Below are 14,040 nucleotides of genomic sequence, written 5' to 3'. Positions count from 1 at the left end.
TACCCGCCCCGCCTACCCGCCCCGCCTACCCACCCACACCACCACCGCCGCCGCCTCCCGACAACGACCGGAGCTGACCACGTGCTCATCGCGCACCTGAGCGACCCCCACCTGCGCACCGACGCGCTGGCCGCCGAGCCGGCCGCCTCGCTGCGCCGGGCGCTCGGCCGGGTGCTGGCGATCGACCCCCGCCCGGACTGCGTGGTGATCACCGGCGACCTGGCCGAGCACGGGCGCGCCGACGCCTACGCCCAGCTGCGCGAGCTGATCGGCGCCTTCCCCCTGCCGCTGCACCTGACCACCGGCAACCACGACAACCCCACCGCGCTGCTCGACGCCTTCGGCGGCACGCCGTTCCTCGGCGGCGGGGAGTCGACGCGCTACGCCGTCGAGCACCCCGGCTTCACGGTGGTCGCGCTGGACTCGTGGCGGCCGGACAGCCCCGCCGGGCGCCTGGGCGACGAGCAGCTGGCGTGGCTGGACGACGTGCTCGGGCAGCGGCCCGGAACACCCGCCTTCGTCTGCCTGCACCACCCGCCGGTGGCCGTGGGCATCCCGTTCCTCGACGGCATGCGGCTGGACGACGGGCCCGCGCTGGGCGCCGTCCTCGCCCGGCACGGCAACGTCGCCCGCGTGCTGACCGGCCACGTGCACCGCGCGATCACGGCGCCGTTCGCGAACACCGTGGTGGCCGTCGCGCCCAGCACCTACCGCCAGACCTCCCTCACCCTGCGCGCGGACCGGCAGATCGGGCACCTCGCGGAGCCGACCGGGTTCCTGCTGCACGTCGCCACCGACTCCGGCTTCGCCACGCACACCGTGCCGGTCAGCGACGCCGGCGCGTTGATCGGGGCGTTCTGACCGCGCGGGACGCGCCCCGGCACGCACCCCGGCACCTGGTCGACGTGCACGTGCTGCTGGTGCGCGCCGACCGGCTCCTGCTGATCCGCCGCCGCGACCCCGACCCGCGGTTCGACGGCCGGTGGCACCTGCCGGCCGGGAAGGTCGAGGCGGGGGAGTCGGTGCTCGCGGCGGCGGTGCGGGAGGTCGCCGAGGAGGTCGGGGTGGTGGTCCCGGTGGGTGCGCTGCGGCACGTGCACACCACGCACGCCGTCGCGCCCGGCGTCGAGGCGCGGTTCGGGTTCTTCTTCGAGGCGCGTGAGTGGGTCGGCGAGCCGGTGGTCGCGGAACCCGACAAGTGCTCCGGCCTGGCCTGGTTCCGGCTCGACGGCCTGCCCGACGACCTGCTCGACTACGCGGCGCTCGGAATCCGGGCCGAGGGGGCTTTCAGCTCGTTCGGGTGGGACGCCGGTGAGCCGGGGCCGCCTCGTCCGGCGGGTTGAGACCCGCCGCGACCGACGAGGGGGAACGCCTCGCCCGACCGGGGTTGAGCGCAGCTCTTTGCCCGTTCGGGTGGAATCGTGGGCGCAAGCGTTTGGCCACGCGAAGGAACGACCCCGGAAGAGGGCCGTCCGACGGTGTGTTCGAACAGTGCGGGATGTTCGAACAGGGCGGGCGCCGCGGTCAGAGCATGATCGTCGGGGTCACGACCGTCCGGCCGGGTTCGCCGCGGGAGTCGACCAGGTGCACCACGATCTGGGTGGTGCCGGCGGGCACGTCGGACAGCACGAACCGGCCGCCGTCGTCGGCCTTGGTGGTGCTCGACTCGTGCTCGGCGACCCGCACCTCGACGGTGTGCTCGCCGGCGGGCACCAGCCAGCCGTCGATGCGGTGCCGGGCGCCGGTCGACGTGAAGTTCACCATCAAGGTCAGGTTGTCCACGGTGAACGTGATGGTGCCGGGGCTCCCGCCGCGCACGCCCGCGAACGAGCCCGCGCGCTCCCAGCGGGCCACCTCGACGTCCAGGTTCTCCAAAGCCACCGCGAACTGGATGCGTTCGACGAGCCCCCGAGGGGGCGCGTCCAACTCGTACACCAGGCGGTTCAGTTCCGTGAGGACAGCGGTGTCCTCTTGGCCTCTGCGGTCATCGCGCGGGTCGATGTCGTTCACCGCGATCCTCCTTCCGCGTCGAGATGTGTGCGCAGCAGCGTCAGGCACCGACCCCTGGTGGGGCCGATGCTGCCGCGCGGCATGGAAAGTGCTTCGGCGACCGCCCGGTACTCCGCCCGGCCGGCCAGCACGGTCAGTCGCAGCAGTTCCTGGCAGCGCTGCGACAACCGGCCGAACGCCCGCCACAGCCGGTGGTCCCGGTCGTCGACCAGGGCGGCGTCCTCGGGCAGGCCGTACTCGCTCTGCAGTTGTTCCGCCAGCTCGTCGCTCAGCGCCGCCTCCCGGCGAGCGGGCGTCCAGGTCCGCTGGGCCTCGCGGCGGGTCGCGACGACCAGCCACCCGGCCAGCGCGCGCGGTTCGATCAGGCGGTCGAGGTGGCGCAGCAGCGCGAGCCAGACCGTCTGCACCACGTCCTCCGCGGTGCTGCGGTCCAGCCCGTGGCCGCGCGCGATGTGCCACACCAGCGGTGTCAGGTCGGCGACCAGCGCGTCCAGCGCCCGGCGGTCGCCGTCCCTCGCGGCGGCGACGCAGGCGGCGTGCCGGTCGGTCCCATCCAGGCCCTCCCACGGTGGGCGCTCACCGGCCATGCGCAGTTCTCCCACGTCGTCACCTCCTCCTCTGATCCCCCAGCCGGAGCTGATCGTCACACACACCCGTCTCCACCTGCGCGGCGGCGGTCCGCGATGCCCCCCTCGCACCGCGGACCGCCTTCCCCCCTCGCAGGTTCGACGGCGTCCGGTCGACACCCCTCGAAGCCGACCGACCGCCGTCCTCCCGTCCCCCCCAAGCCGTGGCCTTCACTCATCGGATAAGGAGTGAGTAGTTCTACGCTGGATACATCGTCGCGTTTTAACAGTTCACTCCCGAGGCCGCGTGAGTATGGTCCAGACCATGCTTGAGGTCATCGCCCTGGACGCCACCGACGCCGAGGCCGCGCAGGCGGGCGGCGCGCACCGGCTGGAACTCACCGTCGACATGGCCGCGGACGGGCTCACCCCGCCGGTCGCCGTGCTGCGCGACGTGCTCTCCGCGACCGACCTGCCGGTCCGGGTCATGCTGCGCGACGCGCCGGGCTTCGCGCCCGGCGACCTGGACCGGCTGCGGCGCGACGCGGCGGCGCTGCGCGAGGCGGGCGCGTCGGAGTTCGTGCTCGGCTTCCTCGACGCCGACGGCCGGGTGGACGGGGCGGCGTGCGCCGCGCTGGCCGCCGAGCTGGACGGCTGCGCGTGGACGTTCCACCGCGCGCTGGACAACTCGGCCGACCCCGAGGCGGCGTGGGCCGAGGTCGGCGGGCTGGGGTGCGACACGGTGCTCGCGGCGGGCAGCCCGCGCGGCGTGGCGGACGGGTTCGGCGTGCTGGAGCGGTTGGCCGCCCGGCAGGGCGCGGTCCGGCTGCTGGTGGGCGGCGGGCTCAAGGCGGAGCAGGTCGCGCCGCTGAAAGCCGTTGGCGCCACGGCGTTCCACGTCGGCAGCGCCGTCCGCCCAGGCGGGTGGGACGCCCCGGTGTCCGCCGACGCGGTCCGGACCTGGGCGAATCTGGTCTAGACCGCTTGCCGATCCGGACATTAGCATCGCCGTTGCTTCCCTTGAAATAGTCGTTGCAAAATGTGCAACAAGCTGGGGTGCAACACACCTGAAGGGTGGGCGAGATGCGGTTCGCGGTAGCAGCGGTCGTGGGCGCCGTCGTGCTGGCCGGGTGCGCCCCGGTCCAGTCCGGCTCGGCGCCCACCGGCGGCGACGAGCAGTCGGGGCAGCTGCGGGTCTGGCTGTTCGACGAGGTCAACCGGGGCCCGAAGGAGGCGGTCGTCGAGGAGGCGGTCACCGAGTTCGAGCAGGCGCACGAAGGCGTCACGGTCGACGTCCAGTACATCCAGGTGCAGACCCGCGCCGAGCGGTTCAAGGCCGCGTTCAGCGACCCGCAGAGCGCGCCCGACGTGGCCGAGTTCGGCAACACCGACCTGGCGGGGTACGTCGCGGGCGGCGGGTTCGCCGAACTCGACCTCAGCGGGTGGTCCGACGCGAAGGACCTGCTGCCCGAGGTCCTGGACACCGGCGAGGTGGACGGCAAGGTCTACGGCGTGCCCTGGTACGTCGGCGTGCGCGCGCTCTACTACCGCACGGACGTCTTCCAGGAGCTGAACCTCCAGCCGCCGGCCACGTTGGCCGACATCGCGCCGCTCGCCCGGCGGATCCGGGCCGCCAAGCCCGACATGCTCGGCATCTCCGCCGGCGGCAAGTACACCTACGGCGCGATGCCGTTCGTGTGGGCCAACGGCGGCGACATCGCCCGCAAGGACGGCGACGAGTACGTCGCCACCATCGACAGCGCCGAGTCGAAGGCCGGGCTGCGCCAGTACACCGAGCTGATCGCGGACGACATCTGCCCGCCCGCCCAGTGCGCGGGCAACGGCGGCGACGCCAGCGTCGAGGCGTTCCGCGCGGGCAAGGCGGCGATGGTCGTCGGCGGCGACTTCAACCGCAAGTCGGTCGACGCCTCCGCCGCCGCGGGCAAGTACGCGGTCGTGCCGCTGCCCGGCAGGCAGGCGGGCGACATCGCGCCCGCGTTCGCCGGCGGCAACCTGCTCGGCGTGCTGAAGGGCAGCGGGCGCAAGACGCTGGCCAACCAGTTCGTGCAGCTCCTGGGCGGCAAGCAGTACCAGCGCAAGATGTTCGACGCGATGGGCAACCTGCCGACGTTCGGCGACGTGCAGGCGCAGGTCGCCGAGGCCAACCCGGTGCTGGAGCCGTTCATCAGGACCCTGGAGGCGGGCACGAGGTTCGTGCCGGTCACGCCGAACTGGGCCAAGGTCGACGCCCAGGCCGTGCTGCCGACGCTGTTGCAGCAGGTCGCCGCCGGCGGCGAGGACCTGGACAAGGCCGCGAAGGACGCCGCCGACCAGATGAACGCCGCCTTTACCTCATGACGATGCCGACCCGGAGGGGCGACGGGCGGATCGCGTTCGCCTACCTCGCCCCCGCGCTGCTGGTGCTGGTCGGGCTGATGGGCTACCCGATCTACCAGCTCGTGCTGATCTCCCTGTTCGACTACGGCCAGGAGCAGGTCAGCGGCGGCGCGCCGCTGACCTTCCTGGGCCTCGGCAACTACGCGACGCTGCTGGCCGACGAGCGGTTCTGGTCCGTGCTCGGGCAGACGGTCGCGTTCGCCGCGGTGTGCGTGGTGGGGACCCTGCTGGTCGGCGCCGCGCTGGCGGTGCTGGCCACCAGGGTTCGTACCTGGGCCCGGATGGCGTTGTTCCTGGCCGCGCTCGGCGCGTGGGCGACGCCGACGGTGGCCGGGTCGACCATCTGGCTGTTCCTGTTCGACGCCAACTTCGGGTTCGTCAACGAAGTCCTCGGCACCACCGGGTTCTCCTGGACCTACGACAAGTGGGTGGCGTTCGGGCTGGTCGCGGCGCAGGTGGTCTGGTGCTCGTTCCCGTTCGTCATGGTGACCCTGTACGCGGGCATCAAGGCGATCCCGGGCGAAGTGCTCGAAGCCGCCGCGCTGGACGGCGCGGGCACCGCGAGGACCGCGACCAGCGTGATCCTGCCGCTGCTGCGGCCGTTGCTGGTCGTGGTCACCATCCAGTCGATCATCTGGGACTTCAAGGTGTTCACCCAGATCTACATCATGACCAGCGGCGGCGGCATCGCCGGCCGGAACCTGGTGCTCAACGTCTACGCCTACCAGCAGGCGTTCGCCGCCTCCGAGTACGGGCTCGGCGCGAGCATCGGCGTGGTCACGACGGTGCTGCTGCTGATCGTCACCGCCGGCTACCTGCGGGCGTTGCGGCGCAGCGGGGAGGTGCTGTGAACCGGCGCGCGTCGCGGGGTGTCGCGGAGGGCGTGGCGGTCGCCGTCGCGGCCGTGGTGGCGTTCCCGCTGTACTGGATGGTGCTGACGGCGGTCAAGCCGGAGGCGGAGGTGATCTCGGCCGAGCCGCGGCCGTGGACGTTCGCGCCGACGGTCGACAGCTTCGTGCGGGCGCTGACCGTGCAGAACTTCGGCCGCTACCTGCTCAACAGCGTCGTGGTGGCGGTCGCCGTGGTGCTGCTCAGCCTGCTGATCTCGTTCCTCGCGGCCACCGCGCTGACCAGGTTCCGGTTCCGCAGCCGCACGACGTTGCTGGTCATGCTGCTGGTGGTGCAGATGGTGCCGGTCGAGGCGCTGACCATCCCGCTGTTCTTCCTGATGCAGTCGGTGCGCGACGTCGCGCCGGTGTTCGGGCTGAACCACCTGGGCTCGCTGGTGCTGGTGCACCTCGCGTTCAGCCTGCCGTTCGCGATCTGGATGCTGCGCGGGTTCGTCGCGGCGGTGCCGGTGGAGCTGGAGGAGGCGGCGACGCTGGACGGCGCGTCCCGGTTCCGGTTCCTGTGGCAGGTGCTGTTCCCGCTGGTGGCGCCGGGGTTGGTGGCGACCAGCGTGCTGTCGTTCATCCACGCGTGGAACGACTTCCTGTTCGCCAAGACGTTCATCATCTCGGCGGCGGAGAACCAGACCCTGCCGCTGGCGCTGCAGGTGTTCGTCAAACCGGACCAGAACGACTGGGGCGCGATCATGGCAGGATCGACGGTGATGACGATCCCGGTGCTGGTCTTCTTCATCCTGGTGCAGCGACGGCTGGTCGCGGGCCTCGCCGGGGCGGTGAAGTCGTGATCCTCCCCCGCCCGGTGTCCTTCGCCCGCGGCGCCGGCGAAGTGCCCTTCGACGGCGCGTTCGAGGTGGAGCGGGTGGCCGGGCCCGCCGAGGGCTACCGGCTGTCGGTGTCCGACCGGGGTGTCCGGGTGCGGGCGTCCGACGACGCCGGCGAGTTCTACGCGCGGCAGACGCTGCGGCAGCTGAGCGGGCCGGCGGCGTTCCGCGCGGTGCCGCCGGGTCCGGTGGCGCTGCCGGTGTGCGAGGTCGAGGACCACCCGCGGTTCGCGTGGCGCGGCGTGATGCTCGACGTGGCGCGGCACTTCCTGCCCAAGCACGACCTGCTGCGGTACGTCGACCTGCTGGCCGTGCACAAGCTGAACGTGCTGCACCTGCACCTCACCGACGACCAGGGCTGGCGGTTCGAGTCGCGGAAGTTCCCGCGGCTGCACGAGGTCGGCGGGTGGCGGCCCGACTCGCGGTTCGGCGACCGGCGGTCCGGTGGGATGGCGGGCCGGCCGCACGGCGGCTACTACACGCAGGACGACCTGCGGGAGGTCGTCGCGTACGCGGCGCGGCGGCACATCGCGGTGGTGCCGGAGATCGACGTGCCGGGGCACAGCCAGGCGGCCATCGCGGCGTACCCGGAGCTGGGCGCCTCCGGCGGCGGGGTGTGGACGGACTGGGGGGTCAACCCCAACGCGCTGCGGTCCGACGAGGCCGTGGTGGAGGTCTACCGGCAGGTGTTCGACGAGCTGCTGGACGTGTTCCCGGGCGAGGTGGTCGGGCTGGGCGGCGACGAGGCGGCGGGCGGCGACGGCCGGTTCGTCCGGCGCATCGCGCAGCACCTGCACCAGCGCGGGCGGCGGCCGTTCGGGTGGGACGAGGTGCTGGACGTCGGGCCGCTGCCGACGCGCACGATCGTCGCGTCGTGGCGGGGCGAGCGGGGCGGTCTGACCGCGCTGGACCGCGGGCACGACGTGGTGATGTGCCCCGAGGAGCACGTCTACCTGGACTACCGGCAGTCCGACCACCCCGACGAGCCGATCCCCGTCGGCACCGTCACCACGCTCCAGGACGTCTACCGGTACGAGCCCGCGGCGGCGGACCGGGTGCTCGGCGCGCAGGCCAACCTGTGGACCGAACACCTCGACTCGCCGCGCCGGCTGGACTACGCCGCGTTCCCCCGGCTGAGCGCGTTCGCCGAGGTCGTGTGGAGCCCCGCCGGGCGGGACGAGGCGGAGTTCCTGACCCGGCTGGCCGAGCACCACCTGCCGCGGCTCGACGCGCTCGGCGTGGAGTACCGCCCCCTCGACGGCCCCCGGCCGTGGCAGGCGCTGCCGGGCGTGCCCGGCTTCCCGCGCTGAGCCGGTCCTGCTCGGGCGGGCCGGGTCAGTCCTGCTCGGGCATGAGGATCCAGGCCGCGAGGTAGAGGACCGCGCCGGCGCCGACGCCGAACAGGGTGGCGGCGACCAGCAGGATGCGCAGCAGGGCGGCGTCGACGCCGAGCGCTTCGGCGACGCCGCCGCACACGCCCGCGAGCATCTTGTCGGACCGGCTGCGGCGAAACTTCTTGATCTTGGCGGTGGCTTCGCCCATCACGTTGTTCGTCATGGCTCAAGAGTGCTCCGCCGGGGGTTCGCGGACATCGGGGACGCACCCTGACATCCCCCGGAACCGCGTCCTCAGGGTTCGGGGCGCCCCGCTCCGGCACGGCGACGGCGCCCGCCCGGCCGCCTACCCTCGAACCCGTGACGCCAGACGATCTCGCCGAGCAGCTGGACCGCGTCGGCTACCTGCCCGACCGGGGCCTCGCCACGGCCGCCTACCTGGCGCTGCGGATGCACCGGCCGCTGTTCTGCGAGGGCGAGCCGGGCACCGGCAAGACCGCCCTCGCCAAGGCGCTGGCCCAGGCCCTCGACCTGCCGCTGATCCGGCTGCAGTGCCACGAGGGCATCGACGCGAGCCAGGCCCTCTACGACTGGGACTTCCCGCGCCAGCTGCTGCACCTGCGCGCCCTCGAAGCCGCCGGACCGGTCGACGCCGAGCAGGCCGAGGCGTCCCTCTACACCCGGCGCTTCCTGCTGGCCCGCCCGCTGCTGCGGGCCCTCGAAGACGCGCCGTGCGTGCTGCTGGTGGACGAGGTCGACCGGGCCGACGACGAGTTCGAGGCGTTCCTGCTCGAAGTGCTCGGCGAGAACTCGGTGACCATCCCCGAACTGGGCCGCGTCACCGCCCGGACCCCGCCCCTGGTCGTGCTGACCTCCAACCGCACCCGCGAGGTCCACGACGCCCTCAAGCGCCGCTGCCTCTACCACTGGCTGGACCACCCCGACCTGGCCCGCGAGACCGCCATCCTCCGCCGGCGGCTGCCCGACGTCACCGAGCGACTGGCGCACCAGGTCGCGTCGGCCGTGCGGCGGTTGCGGGAACTGGACCTGCTCAAGCCGCCGGGCGTCGCCGAATCGCTGGACTGGGCCGAGGCCCTGCTCACCCTGGGCCGCACCGAACTGGACGCGGAAACGGCGGCAGCCACCCTCGGCGCCGTCCTGAAGTACCGCGAGGACGCCCAACGGGCCCTTTCAGCCGGTGTGCTGAGCTGACCGGCGTTCCTGCACCTGTCGGGCGACGGTTTCGGCCGCGCGGTCCAGGTCCTCGTGCTCCCACACGACGGCGAGCAGCCAGCCCGCTGCCGCGAGCCGTTCGGCGGTGTCCGCGTCCCTGGCGATGTTCCGCTGGACCTTGGCGGACCAGTAGCTGCCGTTGGCGGCCGGGGCGCGGTAGTGGTCGGGACACCCGTGCCAGAAGCACCCGCGGACTTCGACCGCGACCTTGGCGCGGGGGAAGACGATGTCCGCTGTGCGCCGGACCTCGGGCAGTGGACGCGCGCACACCCGGTAGCGCAGGCCCATCGCGTGCAGAGCCCTGCGGAGCCGCAACTCCGGTTTGGTGTCGCGGCTCCGGTTCGCCCGCATCGACTTGCGAGTCGCCTCGCTGGTCGCCCAAGACGCTTCGGCCATGCCGAGCACCTTAGCCGGGATCAACCGAGGTCGAGTTCCGGTTCGCCGTCGCCTTCAGGGGTGTCCGTGTCGCCGGCGTCGAGGGGCTTGCGGACGCTCCCGACGAGCCCTTCCATGTAGATGACGTTGGCCTTGGGTTCGTCCCGACCCTCGGCTTCGGCCAGCCGGGTCGCCGACAGGTAGGCGAGCCTGACGGCCTGGATCACCAGCACACGCCGGAGCCCGGACGAAACCTCACCCCGTTCGTGAGCCACGGCCGCCAGGCGGGAAATGGTTTCCGCTCGACGGGCGATCCGCACATCGGGATGTCCGCGTTCTTCACGGGTTTCATCGCTGATCAGGTTGAACCGCTTGGAAGGCGGCAGTTCGCCGAGTTCGGAGACCGGCGGGATCTTCTCGTTCAGGATCGCCTTGAAGCGGCTGTCTTCGATGGCCTGGGTGTACGCGGTGTACTCGACGCGGTTGAGGTGCTGCTTCGCTTCCCTGTTCGCCGCGGAAATGCCCTCGTAGTCCCACAGGGGCCAGAGTTCCATCTCGGCGACTTCGAACACGTCCAGGATCCGCATCGCCACGGCATCGGTGCGCTGGTTGCTCAAGTGGCGGCGGATGCGCGTCCGGAGCCGTTCGTTGGTCTGGCCGACGTAGATCGGCTCACCGTCGTAGTCGTAGAAGGCGTAGCAGCCCCACTGGGCGTCCGCCCACTTGCGGCCTTGCTCGTCCTGGGTGTCCAGAGCGGTTTCGAGGAGGGCGCGGAATTCCTGGACCGACTTCGCCGGAAGGCTTTTCCTGGTTGGCGGCTTTCGCGACACCGGGTCAGGCTCCCACAGCGGTCAGCCTCGTGTCAGCGCTTTCGCGGTTCCCCAGCGAGAAGGGCATCAGGTAGTTCTTGCCCAGCCAGGCCACGGCCGGGACGCACACCGCGTCGCCGAATCCGAAGATCAGGTGGCCGTCCCGATGCCCGTCGATCATGTAGTCGCCCGCTCCCATCAGGCGCGCGTACTCGATCCCGGTCATCCAGCGGACCCGGAAACGGCCCTTGCCGCCCTCGACGACCGCCTGCTTGGACGATCCGCCGCGGGCCGTGCGCAGGCAGCCCGCGATGTCGTCCGAGCGGATTTCCCACTGGGGCTTGCCCTGCCTGGTCCTGCGATAAGCCGTTCGATGGGTGATTTCACGGCCCGTGCGGAGCTGGTCCAGCCGGTCGCGTTGGATCGGCGACAGCTGTTCTTCGAACGAGGCTTTGCGCATGTCGTCCCACCAGCGCGGATCGTCCGCGCTCAAGCGTTCGACCACCTGCGACAGCGAGATGTCCGGCGACGGGTCGATGTCCGGGAGCAGGTAGCGGTGGGTGCGCAGCGACTTGTCCCGGAAGGGGGCCTGGAGCCATTCCGGGCGCAGGACCGGGTTCGCGTCGGGCGTGTCCACCGGGGGGTTGAGCACCCCGACGACGAACAGGCGCGGGCGCGACTGCGGCACGAACCACCGCGCGTCCAGCGTGAGGACGTCGACGGAGTAGCCGATCCCGTTGAGCTCCCTGATCGCCGCGCGCAGGTCCGCGCCGCCGTGGCTGGTGGCGAGGCCGACCACGTTCTCCAAGGTGACGACCGGGGGGCGCTGGTCCGGCGGCAGTTCGCCGAGGATTCGGGTGAACTGGTAGAACGCGGCGGACCGGGCGCCGCTCAGCCCGAGCCGCGCGCCGGCGAGCGAGACGTCGACGCACGGGGACGACGCCCAGGCGAGCGCCAGCCGGTCGGGGGGCAGGCTGTCGGCGCCGACGTTGGCGACGTCGTCCAGGACGAACTTGTGCGTGTCCTCGGTGTCCTCGGTGAAGTGCCGCGCGTACATGTTGTGCTTCGCCGGCTCGATGTCGTTCGACCACGAGACGCGGAAGCCCGCCTGCTCCAGGCCGAGCCGGGCGAGGCCGATGCCCGCGAAGAACTCCGCGGCAGCCGGCTCGGGCCGTTCGAACGGCAGCATCGGCTCGCTGGCCAGGGCTAGCTTCGACACCGCGCGCACTGTAAGGAACCTACCCTCTCGGCTGTTGACCTTCACTGCAGGTCGCACTCGTGTTCGATCTTATGTCCATCACGCGGCCACGTGCGGTTGCGCCGACACGATCATGCGGAAGTGTCGTGACGAAGCGCACAATCGGGGGATGACGGGAGCCGGGGTGACGACCGGGCTCGTGGGGTTCGCCCGCGCGCTGCGGCACGGTGGGGTCGGGTGCGGGCCGGAGCGGGTGCGGGCGTTCGTGGTGGCGGTCGGGGAGCTCGACGTGGCGCGGCGGGAGGACGTGTACTGGGCGGGGCGGCTCACGTTGTGCGGTGAGCCGGACGACCTGGACCGGTACGACGCGGCGTTCGCGGCCTGGTTCGGGGGTGTGCCGCCGTCGGCGCCGGTGAGCGGGCGGGCGCGGCAGGTCAGCCGCCTGGCGGCGCTCGGGACCGGCACTGCGGGGGGTGGGCGGGCGCCGGGGTTGAACGTGGCGGCCAGTGACGTGGAAGTGCTGCGGCGCCGGGACATCGCCACGTTGGGCCCGGCGGAGAAGCGGCACCTCGACCGGTTGCTGGCCGAGCTGCGGCCGGCGCCGCCGCGACGCCGCGCGCCCCGCCGGACGCCCGCCCGCCGGGGGGAGGTCGACCTGCGCCGGACGCTGCGGGACGCGCTCGCCACCGGCGAGGTCACCCGGCTGCGCCACCGCCGCCGGTCCACCCGGCCGCGCAAGGTCGTGCTGCTGATCGACGTGTCCGGCTCGATGAAGCCCTACGCCGACGCCCTCCTCCGGTTCGCGCACGTCGTCGCCCGCCGGATGCCCGTCGAGGTCTGCACGCTCGGCACCCGGCTGACCCGGATCACCCGCCACCTGCGCCACCGCGACCCGGAACGGGCCCTGACCGCCGCCGCGCGCGCCGTGCCCGACCACGAGGGCGGCACCCGGCTCGGCGAGACGATCAAGGTCTTCCTGGACCGCTGGGGGCAGCGCGGCGCCGCGCGGCGGGCCGTCGTCGTCATCTGCTCGGACGGCTGGGAGCGCGGTGACGCCGCCCTGCTCGCCGAGCAGGCGCGACGGCTCAAGCGCCTCGCGCACAAGGTCGTCTGGGTCAACCCGCACGCCGGCCACGACGGCTACCGGCCCGTCCAGTCCGGCATCGCCGCCGTCCTACCGCACCTGGACCGGCTGCTGGCCGGTCACAGCCTGGAGACCCTGCACGCCCTGCTGGAGGAGGTTCGACTTGCGTGATGTCCTCGACGAACTGGCCCGTCGCGTCGGAGCCGGCGAGACGGTCGGCGTCGGCACGGTGGTCGCCACGTTCAGCTCCGCGCCCCGGCCGCCCGGCGCGGCGATGCTGGTCGGCGCGGACGGCGCGGTGGTCGGCAGCGTCTCCGGCGGCTGCGTCGAGGGCGCGGTCTACGAGCTGGCCCAGGAGGTGGTCGGCGCCGGCACGCCGGTGCTCCAGCGGTACGGGGTGAGCGACGACGACGCGTTCGCGGTCGGCCTGACCTGCGGCGGGATCATCGACGTCTACGTGGAGCCGGTCAGCCGCGACACGTTCCCCGAGCTGCCCGAGGTGCTGGAGACCGTCCGGGCCCAGGAGCCGGTGGCCGTCGCCACGGTCCTGGAGCACCCGGAGTGGGTGGGCAGGCGGGTGGTCGTCTGGCCGGACCGGGTCGCGGGCGACCTGCCGTCGGCCAGGGCCCGGGACGCGATCACCGACGACGCGCGCGGCCTGCTCGCCACCGGCCGCAGCGGCGCCCTGCACTACGGGCCGGACGGCCAGCGGCGCGGCGAGGGGCTGACCGTGTTCGTCAACTCGTTCGAGCCGCCGCCGCGGATGCTGGTGTTCGGCGCGATCGACTTCGCCGCCGCCGTGGCCCGGCTCGGCGCGTTCCTCGGCTACCGCGTCACGGTGTGCGACGCGCGCCCGGTGTTCGCCACCGCGAGTCGGTTTCCCGAAGCCGACGAGGTGGTCGTGGACTGGCCGCACCGCTACCTCGCGGGCCAGGCCGACGCGGGCCGGGTGGACGAGCGGACGGTGGTCGCCGTGCTCACCCACGACCCGAAGTTCGACGTGCCGCTGCTGGAGGTCGCGCTGCGGCTCAAGCTCGGCTACGTCGGCGCGATGGGCTCCCGCCGCACCCACGACGACCGGCTGCGCAGGCTGCGCGAGGCGGGCCTGACCGAGGGCGAGCTGGCCGGCCTGGCGTCCCCGATCGGCCTGGACCTCGGCGCCCGCACGCCCGAGGAGACGGCGGTGTCGATCGCCGCGGAGATCATCGCGCTGCGGTGGGGCGGCGGGGGCGAGCGGCTGACCCGCACGGACGGCTCCATCCACAAGTGAGGGTTGTTTGACGGGGCAACAACGAGCAGGCTCGG

At 72.7% G+C, this 14,040-nt stretch carries 16 protein-coding genes; 10 read left to right on the top strand and 6 right to left on the bottom strand.

Going from position 1 to position 14,040, the window contains the following annotated elements; all coding sequences use genetic code 11:
• Positions 1-81: 81 nt before the first annotated feature.
• Positions 82-861 carry a phosphodiesterase gene (locus tag AB0F89_RS04855; protein WP_367132960.1) on the top strand — a complete coding sequence of 260 codons (780 nt, stop codon included), beginning with the start codon at positions 82-84 and terminating at the stop codon, positions 859-861.
• A 44-nt stretch (positions 862-905) separates the two neighbouring features.
• Positions 906-1,343, top strand: a complete 438-nt coding sequence (locus AB0F89_RS04850) for an NUDIX domain-containing protein (protein ID WP_367132958.1) — start codon at positions 906-908, stop codon at positions 1,341-1,343.
• Between the two features lie 181 nt (positions 1,344-1,524).
• Here AB0F89_RS04850 and AB0F89_RS04845 read toward each other — a convergent pair whose 3' ends face one another.
• Together AB0F89_RS04845 and AB0F89_RS04840 are read right to left on the bottom strand one after the other, a co-directional pair.
• Positions 1,525-2,010, bottom strand: coding sequence for a carboxypeptidase regulatory-like domain-containing protein (locus tag AB0F89_RS04845; RefSeq protein ID WP_367132956.1), 486 nt, complete (start codon positions 2,008-2,010; stop codon positions 1,525-1,527).
• Positions 2,007-2,597 (bottom strand): RNA polymerase sigma factor, encoded by a 591-nt coding sequence (locus tag AB0F89_RS04840; RefSeq protein ID WP_367138709.1) that lies wholly within the window; start codon positions 2,595-2,597, stop codon positions 2,007-2,009. Before AB0F89_RS04840 ends, AB0F89_RS04845 begins: the two co-directional genes overlap by 4 nt.
• A 304-nt stretch (positions 2,598-2,901) precedes the next feature.
• Here AB0F89_RS04840 and AB0F89_RS04835 point away from each other — a divergent pair, with 304 nt between their 5' ends.
• The 5 genes from AB0F89_RS04835 to AB0F89_RS04815 all read left to right on the top strand — a co-directional run bounded on the left by AB0F89_RS04835 (position 2,902) and on the right by AB0F89_RS04815 (position 8,012).
• Positions 2,902-3,555, top strand: coding sequence for a copper homeostasis protein CutC (locus AB0F89_RS04835; RefSeq protein ID WP_367132954.1), 654 nt, complete (start codon positions 2,902-2,904; stop codon positions 3,553-3,555).
• A 104-nt stretch (positions 3,556-3,659) separates the two neighbouring features.
• On the top strand, positions 3,660-4,934 hold the full coding sequence (locus AB0F89_RS04830; RefSeq protein ID WP_367132952.1) for an extracellular solute-binding protein: 1,275 nt from the start codon (positions 3,660-3,662) through the stop codon (positions 4,932-4,934).
• The gene (locus AB0F89_RS04825; protein WP_367132950.1) at positions 4,931-5,824 is read left to right on the top strand and encodes a carbohydrate ABC transporter permease; all 894 of its coding nucleotides are present in this window, start codon (positions 4,931-4,933) and stop codon (positions 5,822-5,824) included. The genes AB0F89_RS04830 and AB0F89_RS04825 overlap by 4 nt, the downstream gene beginning before the upstream one ends.
• Positions 5,821-6,666, top strand: a complete 846-nt coding sequence (locus AB0F89_RS04820) for a carbohydrate ABC transporter permease (protein ID WP_367132948.1) — start codon at positions 5,821-5,823, stop codon at positions 6,664-6,666. Before AB0F89_RS04825 ends, AB0F89_RS04820 begins: the two co-directional genes overlap by 4 nt.
• Positions 6,667-6,707: 41 nt before the next feature.
• A complete protein-coding gene (locus AB0F89_RS04815) occupies positions 6,708-8,012 on the top strand; it encodes a beta-N-acetylhexosaminidase (protein WP_367138707.1) in 1,305 nt (434 codons plus the stop codon).
• A gap of 25 nt (positions 8,013-8,037) precedes the next feature.
• Here the strand turns inward: AB0F89_RS04815 and AB0F89_RS04810 are convergent, their stop codons facing one another.
• Positions 8,038-8,259 carry a PspC domain-containing protein gene (locus AB0F89_RS04810; RefSeq protein WP_367132946.1) on the bottom strand — a complete coding sequence of 74 codons (222 nt, stop codon included), beginning with the start codon at positions 8,257-8,259 and terminating at the stop codon, positions 8,038-8,040.
• A 137-nt stretch (positions 8,260-8,396) separates the two neighbouring features.
• Here AB0F89_RS04810 and AB0F89_RS04805 point away from each other — a divergent pair, with 137 nt between their 5' ends.
• Positions 8,397-9,248: an AAA family ATPase gene (locus AB0F89_RS04805; protein ID WP_367132944.1), complete on the top strand. Its 852-nt coding sequence runs from the start codon at positions 8,397-8,399 to the stop codon at positions 9,246-9,248.
• Here AB0F89_RS04805 and AB0F89_RS04800 read toward each other — a convergent pair.
• The 3 genes from AB0F89_RS04800 to AB0F89_RS04790 are packed head-to-tail and all read right to left on the bottom strand — an operon-like array spanning position 9,228 to position 11,672.
• Positions 9,228-9,665, bottom strand: coding sequence for a very short patch repair endonuclease (locus AB0F89_RS04800; protein ID WP_367132942.1), 438 nt, complete (start codon positions 9,663-9,665; stop codon positions 9,228-9,230). The two genes, AB0F89_RS04805 and AB0F89_RS04800, sit on opposite strands and share 21 nt — an antisense overlap.
• Before the next feature lie 20 nt (positions 9,666-9,685).
• The gene (locus tag AB0F89_RS04795; RefSeq protein WP_367132940.1) at positions 9,686-10,474 is read right to left on the bottom strand and encodes a GIY-YIG nuclease family protein; all 789 of its coding nucleotides are present in this window, start codon (positions 10,472-10,474) and stop codon (positions 9,686-9,688) included.
• Between the two features lie 4 nt (positions 10,475-10,478).
• Entirely contained in the window at positions 10,479-11,672 is a 1,194-nt protein-coding gene (locus AB0F89_RS04790; protein WP_367132938.1) for a DNA cytosine methyltransferase, read from the bottom strand.
• Between the two features lie 148 nt (positions 11,673-11,820).
• On the opposite strand from AB0F89_RS04790, the gene AB0F89_RS04785 reads away from it, so the two are divergent.
• Both AB0F89_RS04785 and AB0F89_RS04780 read left to right on the top strand, forming a co-directional pair.
• Complete coding sequence (locus AB0F89_RS04785) at positions 11,821-12,906, top strand: VWA domain-containing protein (protein WP_367132936.1); 1,086 nt, start codon at positions 11,821-11,823, stop codon at positions 12,904-12,906.
• Positions 12,899-14,005, top strand: coding sequence for an XdhC family protein (locus tag AB0F89_RS04780; RefSeq protein WP_367132934.1), 1,107 nt, complete (start codon positions 12,899-12,901; stop codon positions 14,003-14,005). The genes AB0F89_RS04785 and AB0F89_RS04780 overlap by 8 nt, the downstream gene beginning before the upstream one ends.
• The last annotated feature ends 35 nt before the right edge of the window (positions 14,006-14,040 follow it).

This window comes from Saccharothrix sp. HUAS TT1 (assembly GCF_040744945.1).
In the GTDB taxonomy this organism is placed as follows: domain Bacteria; phylum Actinomycetota; class Actinomycetes; order Mycobacteriales; family Pseudonocardiaceae; genus Actinosynnema.
The sequence above is the reverse complement of the archived record's forward strand: the minus strand, read 5'-3'. Positions and strand labels throughout refer to the sequence as shown.

Coding starts and splice junctions, on each gene's coding strand:
- AB0F89_RS04840 (WP_367138709.1), bottom strand. CDS start 2,597: ATGGCCGGTGAGCGCCCACCGTGGGAGGGCCTGGATGGGACCGACCGG.
- AB0F89_RS04835 (WP_367132954.1), top strand. CDS start 2,902: ATGCTTGAGGTCATCGCCCTGGACGCCACCGACGCCGAGGCCGCGCAG.
- AB0F89_RS04830 (WP_367132952.1), top strand. CDS start 3,660: ATGCGGTTCGCGGTAGCAGCGGTCGTGGGCGCCGTCGTGCTGGCCGGG.
- AB0F89_RS04825 (WP_367132950.1), top strand. CDS start 4,931: ATGACGATGCCGACCCGGAGGGGCGACGGGCGGATCGCGTTCGCCTAC.
- AB0F89_RS04810 (WP_367132946.1), bottom strand. CDS start 8,259: ATGACGAACAACGTGATGGGCGAAGCCACCGCCAAGATCAAGAAGTTT.
- AB0F89_RS04800 (WP_367132942.1), bottom strand. CDS start 9,665: ATGGCCGAAGCGTCTTGGGCGACCAGCGAGGCGACTCGCAAGTCGATG.
- AB0F89_RS04785 (WP_367132936.1), top strand. CDS start 11,821: ATGACGGGAGCCGGGGTGACGACCGGGCTCGTGGGGTTCGCCCGCGCG.